The 552-nt window shown below is 72.8% G+C and carries 1 protein-coding gene; it reads right to left on the bottom strand.

Annotated features, from left to right (window positions below):
• On the bottom strand, positions 1-548 hold a 548-nt coding region (locus tag L6Q96_23535), incomplete at its 3' end, for a tRNA (adenosine(37)-N6)-threonylcarbamoyltransferase complex transferase subunit TsaD (GenBank protein MCK6557520.1).
• Positions 549-552 lie beyond the last annotated feature (4 nt).

Raw genomic sequence — 552 nt, 5'->3', positions numbered from 1 at the left:
CGTCCCGGTTCGCTCAGGTCCTTGAGCATCGGGCGGGGGAAGTCGTAGCGATCGGGGTTGCCGGTGGCCGCCAGGCGCTCGAGCGCGGCGCCGGCGGGATACCGGAGGCCGAGCATGGTGCCGACCTTGTCGAACGCCTCGCCGGCCGCGTCGTCGAGCGTCTGCCCCAGGAGGCGGTATTCGCCCCAGGCGGGCACGTCGAGCAGCATGGTGTGGCCGCCGCTGACCAGGAGCGCCACGAACGGCGGCGTCAGGTCGGGGTCCTCGAGCAGCGGCGCGAACAGATGGCCCTCGTGGTGGTGGATGCCGATCAGGGGCACCCCGAGGCTCAGCGCCAGGCCCTTGCCGTACATCACCCCCACCAGCAGGGCGCCGATCAGTCCCGGCCCCGCGGTGACCGCGACACCCGTCACCCGGTCCCATCCGACGCCGGCCTCGGCCAGGGTCCGCTGGACGACCGGGTCGAGCATCCGGACGTGTTCCCGGCTGGCCAGTTCGGGCACCACGCCGCCGAAGATCCGGTGGACGTCCTGGGAGAGGATGACCAGGCCG

This window comes from Candidatus Binatia bacterium, assembly GCA_023150935.1.
Classification (GTDB): Bacteria; Desulfobacterota; Binatia; order HRBIN30; family HRBIN30; genus JAKLJW01.
Note: the sequence above shows the minus strand (reverse complement) of the source record. Positions and strands in the feature narration are given on the sequence as shown.